The sequence below is a fragment of the Pseudoflavonifractor sp. An184 genome (assembly GCF_002160305.1).
GTDB lineage: Bacteria > Bacillota > Clostridia > Oscillospirales > Oscillospiraceae > Lawsonibacter > Lawsonibacter pullicola.
In genome coordinates this window covers 26225-34198 of record NZ_NFKI01000036.1, presented here as the reverse complement: position 1 = coordinate 34198, position 7974 = coordinate 26225, and the positions used below count along the sequence as shown (strand labels likewise).

Sequence of the window (7974 nt, the reverse complement as noted above, 5' to 3'; positions counted from 1 at the left end):
CGGAAAAGTCCTCGCTGCGCTCGCTGAACGCCTTGCTCTGCAAGGCATTCAGGGCATTCGATCCCACTCGAGGCGGGCTGCCGCCCCCTCGAGCTCCCCCGCCAACGCTTGGGCGGATTTGTCTGAACAGAGGTTTTTCGACAAGCTGAAGCGCCCGCCCCGCTGGATGCGGTGCGGGCGCTGAAAGGACACGGGAAATTCAAGTCCCCTCGGTCTGGGACAGGCGGTAGAGGAGGGAGGGGCGGCCGCCGGTGTCGTAGTTGATGCGGCTGACGGCCTCTCCCCGCCCCACCAGGTAGGTGAGGTAGCGGCGCACGGTGACGGAGGAGAGCCCCACCTGCTCGGACAGGGCCTCACAGGTGCAGCCCTCCCGGGGCGCCTGGGCCAGGCACTCCCGCACCCGGGCCAGGGTGCGCAGCTGCAGCCCCTTGGGGACGGGGGCGGCGCTGCGGCCGCTGGAGAGCATGGCGTCCAGGTCCTCCTGGCTGACGCTGGCGTGGGCGGAGATGGCCTCCCGCTGGCGGCAGAAGGTGTCCAGGGCCTGCTGGAAGCGCCGAGCGGTGAAGGGCTTCACCAGGTAGTCCGCCACCCCCAGCTTCAGAAGGGCGTCCACCGTTTTGCTGTCGTTGGCGGCGGTGACCATGATCGCGTCCAGGGTGATCTCCTCCGCCCGCAGCTCCCGCAGCAGTTCCAGGCCGGACATACGGGGCATGTACACGTCCAGAATCAGCAGCTCCACCGGGCGCTTCCGCAGCCACTCCAGGGCCTCCTGGCCGCTGTGAAAGACGGCAGCCAGGGAGAAGCGGGGGTCCCGGGACAGAAAGGTCTGGTTGATGGAGGCGATCATGGGGTCGTCCTCCACGATAACAGTGCGATACATATATCATCTTGCTCCTATTCAGGGGCTCCCCGGGGCTCCGCCCTGGGGAGGTGGTGTGGGGTGGGCGGGGAAGGAGAGGAAGAAGGAGGTGCCGGCCTTGGGCTCGCTCTCCACCCGGATCTGGCCGTGGTACAGGTCGGTCAGGTCCTTGATCTGGACCAGCCCCAGACCGTGTCCCGCCTCCCCCTTGGTGGAAACCCCCGGCTCAAAGATGTAGGGGAGCAGCTCGGGCAGAATACCCGGCCCGGTATCCTCCACGCACAGCAGCAGGCCTTCCGGCTCCTCCAGAATGGATACGTGGATCTCCTTCTGCTTTCGGGTGGATTTGTTCAGGGACTCGGTGGCGTTTTCGATCAGGTTACCCAGAATGGTCACCATCACCCCGGAGGGCAGCATGTGCTCCTCCCCGGACAGGGAGCTTCTGGGGTCCACCTGGATCTGGATGCCCAGCTCGGCTGCCCGACTGGCCTTGCCCACCAGCAGGGCGGCCACCGCCGTGTCCTCGATCTGGTTCATCACCCGGCTCACCGACTGGTGGTGGACCTCCGACACGTCCAGGATATACTGCTCCGCCTGTTCCACCCGGTCCAGCTGAATGAGGCCCAGGATGGTGTGGAGCTTGTTGATGAATTCGTGGGCATAGGCCCGCATGGCCTCCACCAGGTGGCGGCTGCCGGTGAGGGCCTCGGCCAGGTTGGTCACCTCGGTGCGGTCCCGGAACACCGCCACCGCCCCCACGATCTCCCCGTCCTCCCATATGGGCATCCGGTTGGCCAGGACCTCCTGGCTGCCCGGCATCTGCTTCAGATGGACGTTGTACTCCGGCTTTCCGGTGGTGAGCAGGCGGGGCAGCTGGGAGGCGGGGTAGATCTCCCTCAGGGGCCGGCCCAGCACATCCTCAGCGGCCTTGGCGCCGAACATCCCCAGGCAGGCGGCGTTCATATAGGTGATCACGCAGTCCCGGTCGATGGCCAGAATGCCCTCGTCCAGGGCCTCCAGAATGTCCTCCCGCTGGTGGAAGAGCTTGCGGAACACGTCGGGCTCATAGCCCATGAGGGAGTCCTTGATGGCCCCCGACAGGTGCCGGGCGAAGATCAGGCCCACTCCGGCGGCCAGGAAGGTGAGGATGGCGAAGCAGGCCACCGTGTCAATGACCGTCTGGTGGACGCTGCGCACCCCGATGCCCACCGAGACAAAGCCCAGCAGCTCTCCCGACTCGTCCGTCACCGAGGCCAGGGCCCGGTGTTCCAGCTCGGAGACCCCGGCGCCGGTGTCCACCTGGGTGCTCTCCCCGTTCAAAACGGATAAAGACTGATACTCCGGGTACACTGTCCCTTCATAGGAGGGATCGGGGCTGTAACGAATAATCCCCTCCCGGTCGGCCACCACAATGGCGTCGATGTCCTGCACCCGGGAGATGGTGCTGTCCAGATATGCCGTCAGGGTCTCGTTGCCGCTGCGGCCGGAGAGCACATCCGCCACCTGTGGAGACTGGGCCAGCACCTGGGCGGAGTTCAGCAGGTTCCGGTCCATGGACTGGTACTCCATACGCAGGGAGAACAGAAGCGTGGTGGTCATCCCCATCAGGGCGGTGCTCAGCACCAGAAACAGGCTGAGGAATTGAATCCGCTGGCTGATGGATCGTTTTGCTGGCCTCTTCATGAAAATCCCCCTTCTCAGACGGCGCGCCGCCGCTGGTTCGATGCGAAATCCTCCCTACTGTAATCGTCTACGAAATATATTATAAAGACAGGATATAGAGCTGTCAAATATGCGCAAGGATTTTGTTAATTTTTCGGCGGCTCCGCTTTTTTTACTTTCAAAAGGGTATACAAACGCGGCCGGCCGCCCTAAGATAGGGCCGGAAATCATCCTGGAGAGGAGGGATGGCTTTTGGAGGAAGTCAAAGCGGAATTGACCGCCCAGCTGGAGAACCCGGTGGCCTTTACCATCCCTGTTTTGGGCGGAATCCCGGTGTCCCAGTCGGTGGTGGTGTCCTGGATCATCATGGCCGCCCTCACTCTGGCCGCCATCCTGCTCACCCGGAACCTGAAGCCGGTCCCCGGGCGGCGGCAGCTGGTGCTGGAGATGTTTGTGGGGCTCATCAACAACTTCAGCCGGGACATCATCGGCAAGGAGTGGAGGCGCTTCGCCCCCTGGCTTGGGACGGCGGCCCTGTATATCACCTGCGCCAACCTGATCGGCCTTGTGGGACTGGTTCCCCCCACCAAGAACCTGAACGTGACGGCCGCCCTGGGCCTGAGCAGCATGGTGGTCATCTACACCGCCGCCTTCCGGGTCCACGGGGTGAGAGGGGGCTTCGGCCAGTTCCTGAAGCCGTCGCCGGTGATGCTGCCCATCAACATCATGGAGGTGGCCATCCGGCCCCTGTCCCTGTGCATGCGGCTGTTCGGCAACGTGCTGGCCGCCTTCATCGTCATGGAGCTGGTGAAGATGGTGGCGCCGGCGGTGGTCCCGGTGGCCTTCAGCCTGTACTTCGACATCTTTGACGGTATCATTCAGACCATCGTATTTGTATTTCTCACCGCCATCTTCATAGGGGAAGCCCTGGAAGAGGAATAACATCACAATTTAAGCAGACAGACCTGACAATAGAGGAAATATATTTAGGAGGAGATCATTATGACAAGCGCAATCGCAGCCGCAGTGGCTATCGTCCCCAGCACCCTCGCCGGCGTCGGCATCGCCATCGCCACCGGCAAGGCGGCCGAGTCCATCGCCCGGCAGCCCGAGGCCGCCGGCCAGATCCGCAGCAGTATGCTCATCGGCTGCGCCCTGGCGGAGGCCACCGCCATTTACGCATTCATCACCGCCCTGGCCATCCTGATCCTGGGCTGATCGGCCCTGAGTTGGAAAGGAGGCGTGCGCCGTGCTGAATCTTGATCCCTGGACGGTCCTGTGGACCGGGATCAACCTGGTTGTGCTCTATCTGCTCATGCGCCATTTTCTCTTCAAGCCGGTGACCGCCATGATGGAGCAGCGCACCAAGGCCATCGAGGACGGCCTGTCCCAGGCGGAGGCCGCCAAGCAGGCGGCCGCGGCCCTGGACCAGGAGAACGAGGCCAGGCTGGCCCAGGTCCGCGGCCAGGCCGACCAGATCGTGGCCCAGGCCAAGCTGCAGGGGCAGCGGGAGTATGACCAGATCATCTCCTCCGCCCAGGCCGACGCCCAGGGCATCCGCGCCGACGCTCAGGCCCAGATGGAGGCCGAGCGCCGTCAGATGCTCCAGGACGCCCAGCAGCAGGTGGCCGCTCTGGCCCTGCTGGCGGCGGCCAAGGTGTCCGGACACGCCATGGACCAGGAGGGCGACCGGGACCTGGTGGAGGATTTCTTGCGGGAGGCGGGTGATCTCTGATGGGAGAGCTGGCGGACCGCTATGCCCAGGCCTTTCTGGAGGCCGGGGGCGACGGCACTGAGCTGGAGCGCTGCGCCCGGCAGCTGGAGAAGGAGTCTGTTTTGTGGGAGGCCCTCTGCAGCCCCGCCGTTTCTCCGGAGGAGAAGGGGCGGGTCCTGGCCCGCCTGCCCGAGGTGGCCCCGCCCGGCCCGGCGGGCAGGCTTCTGACCCTGATGGCGGAGAAGGAGCGGCTGCCCCTGCTGCCCCAGGTGGTCCAGGCCGCCCGGCGGCTGGCTCTGGAGCGGGAGGGCGGGGCCCTGGGAACCGTGACCTGTGCCCGGCCGCTGACGGAAGATCAGCTGGGCCGGCTGAAGGAGACCCTGTGCCGGCTGCACCGCCTCAAAAAGGTGGAGCTGGAGATGCGGGTGGACCCCGCCCTGCTGGGGGGGCTGCGCCTGGAGCTCCAGGGGGTCACCTATGACAAGAGCGTGCGGGGCGGCTTGGACGCCCTGGCCCGGACGCTGGGAGAGGGGAGAGCGCTGTGAACGCGAGACCGGAAGAGATTGTCTCCCTCCTGCGGGAGGAGATTGAAGGATACGACAACAAGACCCGCCGCACCGAGGAGGGCACCGTCCTGGAGGTGGGCGACGGCATCGCCACCATCTACGGCCTGGACCGGGCGGTGTACGGCGAGCTGGTGGAGTTCGACACTGGGGTCCGGGGGATGGTCATGGACCTGTCCCGGGACACGGTGGGCTGCGTCCTGCTGGGGGCCGAGACCGGCCTGCGGGAGGGCAGCACCGTCCGCCGCACCGGACAGCCCGCCGACGTCCCCGTGGGCGAGGGCATGCTGGGCCGGGTGGTGGACGCCCTGGGCCGCCCCATCGACGGCCTTGGTCCCATTCACACCACCCAGCGGCGCCCCATCGAGCACGAGGCCAGCGGCGTCATCACCCGGGAGCCGGTGACTGTCCCCCTGCAGACGGGCATCCTGGCCATCGACGCCATGGTGCCCATCGGCCGGGGCCAGCGGGAGCTGCTCATCGGCGACCGTCAGACGGGCAAGACCGCCATCGCGGTGGACACCATTCTGAACCAGAAGGGGCAGGACGTGATCTGCATCTATGTGGCCATCGGCCAGAAGGCCTCCTCGGTGGCCCGGGTGCGGGACACCCTCCAGAAACACGGGGCCATGGACTACTCCATCATCCTGTCCGCCACCGCCAGCGAGCCCGCTCCGTTACAGTACATCGCCCCCTACGCCGGGGCGGCCATGGGGGAGTACTTCATGGAGCAGGGGAGGGACGTGCTCATCGTCTATGACGACCTGAGCAAGCACGCGGTGGCCTACCGGGCATTGTCCCTGCTGCTCAAGCGGTCCCCCGGCCGGGAGGCCTACCCCGGCGATGTGTTCTACCTCCACTCCCGCCTCTTGGAGCGGGCCTGCCGCCTGACGGAGGAGTATGGAGGCGGCTCCATGACCGCCATCCCCATCATCGAGACCCAGGCGGGGGATGTTTCCGCCTATATCCCCACCAATGTCATCTCCATCACCGACGGACAGATCTATCTGGAGACCGACCTGTTCTTCGCCGGACAGCGGCCCGCCGTCAACGTGGGCCTGTCCGTCTCCCGGGTGGGCGGCGCGGCCCAGACCCGGGCCATCAAGCGCACCGCCGGCACCATGCGCATCGACCTGGCCCGGTTCCGGGAGCTGGAGATTTTTACTCAGTTCTCCTCCGACCTGGACCCGGCCACCCAGAAGACCCTGGACCACGGCAAGCGGCTGCTGGAGCTGCTCAAGCAGCCCCTCTACCAGCCCATGCCGGTGAGCCGCCAGGCGGTGCTGCTGTACATCGGCACCAACGGCCTGCTGGACGAGGTGCCGGCGGAGCAGGTGCGGGACTTCGCGGTCCAGTTCGTGGACCGCATGGAGCACCAGTATGTGGAGCTCATGGAGGAGATCCAGTCCACCGGCAACCTGTCCGGCGTGGCAGTGGAGACCATCCGCGCGGCGCTGGCGGATTATAAGAAGGAGAAGCTGCCGGGGAATTGATTTTTTGCGGGGATGCATTTTCGAAAGCTTGGGGGGCAGGGTTTCGCCCTGCGGGGCGAGTTTCTTTCTGGGTGCCCAGAAAGAAACCAAAGAGGCACCAGGGCGCGGCTCAGGATGAGCGCTTCGCGCTCATATTCGCCGCCCCTGGACCCCATTTTATGGGGGCCTCCAATGCGGGAGGCCGGCAATCATCGCAAAGGCGCGGGTGGACATGGGATTGGTTTCCGGTCTATCACCGCTGCCGCTGAGAGGCCGGTAACCTTTGGGTGGCACTTCTCCTGGTTGAAAGCGCGCCTTTTACGTGGATTGGGCTCAAGTGCGGTTCAGAGAATCGGCGGGCGGCCCAGTGTGCCGTCCCCACAGAATACGGGAACTATCCGGTCTTTCCGTAGGGGCCGGTCCCAGACCGGCCCGCAGGCGGCCAAAGGCCGCCCTACGGCGGAAAACAGACCGGGAGCGTTGGTTCGGCAACGCCAGGCGCGGTTGTGGAATCGCACCAACTCCAATTTTCCAAAAACCCAGGGCCCAGTGGCCCGGCGGGAATTCAGACACTCACTCAGATTTTGCGCGCCGGAAATGTTTTGCCCACCCCAAGGGGTAACCCCCGTAATGGGGGTCCTAGGGGGAATTTAGCATGGAGAACAAGGCGGTACGCCGAAGTTCTCCCCTGTAAATTCCCCCTGGCGTCTTTTGGTTCCTTTTCCACGGGGAAAAGGAACTCGCCCCGAAGGGCGAACCCACTATAAAAAGCAGAGACCATCATTTTGGAGAGGAGGAAGTCCCCATGGCCAGTACCAAGGAGATCCGCACCCGCATGAAAAGCGTGGAGCAGACCTTAAAAATCACCAACGCCATGTATCTGATCGCCTCCTCCAACCTGCGCAAGGCCAAGGCACGGCTGGAGCAGGCGGCCCCCTATTTCACCAAGATGCACACCACCATCGCGGACATTCTCCACCGCTCCCCGGAGCTGAGCCACCACTTTCTGGACCGGCGGCCGGAGATCCCGGCGGAGGAGCGGAAGGTGGGCTATGTGGTCCTCAGCGGCGACAAGGGGCTGGCGGGGGCGTACAACCACAACGTGCTCAAGCTGGCGGAGCGCCGTCTCCGGGAGACGGCCCGCCCCAAGCTGTTCGTGGTGGGCCTGGTGGGCCGGGCCTACTTCCAGGAGCGGAACATCCCCTTTGAGGAGGACTTCTCCTATGTGGTCCAGAACCCCACCATGTCCCGGGCCCGGGACATCAGCGACGAGCTGGTACAGCAGTTCCTGGACCGGGAGCTGGACGAGGTGCGCATTCTCTACACGGAGATGGTCTCCGCCCTGCGCCTGGAGGTGCGGGAGCAGACCCTCCTCCCTCTGGTGCGGGAGAATTTCCCCTGGGAGCCCCCCAAGGGCGGCCCCCTGCTGCCCCCGGTGACCTATCTCCCCTCCCCGGAGGCGGTACTGGACGCCATCGTGCCCAGCGGCTATGTGCGGGGGATGGTGTTCGGGGCCCTGGTGGAGGCGTTCTCCTCCGAGCAGAGCGCCCGGATGACCGCCATGGAGTCGGCCAGCGACAACGCCCGGGATATGCTCAAAAAGCTGTCCCTCACCTATAACCGGGCCCGCCAGGCGGCCATCACCCAGGAGATCACCGAGATCGCCGGCGGCGCCCAGAACGCCCGGCGCTGAGGAAAGGTGTG

At 65.1% G+C, this 7974-nt stretch carries 8 protein-coding genes; 6 read left to right on the top strand and 2 right to left on the bottom strand.

Annotated elements, in window-relative coordinates:
• Positions 1-199: 199 nt before the first annotated feature.
• Positions 200-880, bottom strand: coding sequence for a response regulator (locus B5F19_RS11825; RefSeq protein WP_087290706.1), 681 nt, complete (start codon positions 878-880; stop codon positions 200-202).
• Between the two features lie 18 nt (positions 881-898).
• On the bottom strand, positions 899-2542 hold the full coding sequence (locus B5F19_RS11820; protein ID WP_087290704.1) for a sensor histidine kinase: 1644 nt from the start codon (positions 2540-2542) through the stop codon (positions 899-901).
• 231 nt (positions 2543-2773) lie between these two features.
• Between B5F19_RS11820 and B5F19_RS11815 the strand changes: the two genes are divergently transcribed.
• The 6 genes from B5F19_RS11815 to atpG all read left to right on the top strand — a co-directional run bounded on the left by B5F19_RS11815 (position 2774) and on the right by atpG (position 7963).
• Entirely contained in the window at positions 2774-3463 is a 690-nt protein-coding gene (locus B5F19_RS11815; RefSeq protein ID WP_087290702.1) for a F0F1 ATP synthase subunit A, read from the top strand.
• A gap of 60 nt (positions 3464-3523) precedes the next feature.
• Positions 3524-3739 carry an ATP synthase F0 subunit C gene (gene atpE, locus B5F19_RS11810; RefSeq protein WP_087290700.1) on the top strand — a complete coding sequence of 72 codons (216 nt, stop codon included), beginning with the start codon at positions 3524-3526 and terminating at the stop codon, positions 3737-3739.
• A gap of 31 nt (positions 3740-3770) precedes the next feature.
• The gene (atpF, locus tag B5F19_RS11805; protein ID WP_087290698.1) at positions 3771-4256 is read left to right on the top strand and encodes a F0F1 ATP synthase subunit B; all 486 of its coding nucleotides are present in this window, start codon (positions 3771-3773) and stop codon (positions 4254-4256) included.
• Complete coding sequence (gene atpH / locus B5F19_RS11800) at positions 4256-4780, top strand: ATP synthase F1 subunit delta (protein WP_087290696.1); 525 nt, start codon at positions 4256-4258, stop codon at positions 4778-4780. Before atpF ends, atpH begins: the two co-directional genes overlap by 1 nt.
• Positions 4777-6291: a F0F1 ATP synthase subunit alpha gene (gene atpA / locus B5F19_RS11795; RefSeq protein WP_087290694.1), complete on the top strand. Its 1515-nt coding sequence runs from the start codon at positions 4777-4779 to the stop codon at positions 6289-6291. The genes atpH and atpA overlap by 4 nt, the downstream gene beginning before the upstream one ends.
• Before the next feature lie 784 nt (positions 6292-7075).
• The gene (gene atpG, locus B5F19_RS11790) at positions 7076-7963 is read left to right on the top strand and encodes an ATP synthase F1 subunit gamma (protein ID WP_087290692.1); all 888 of its coding nucleotides are present in this window, start codon (positions 7076-7078) and stop codon (positions 7961-7963) included.
• Positions 7964-7974: the final 11 nt, after the last annotated feature.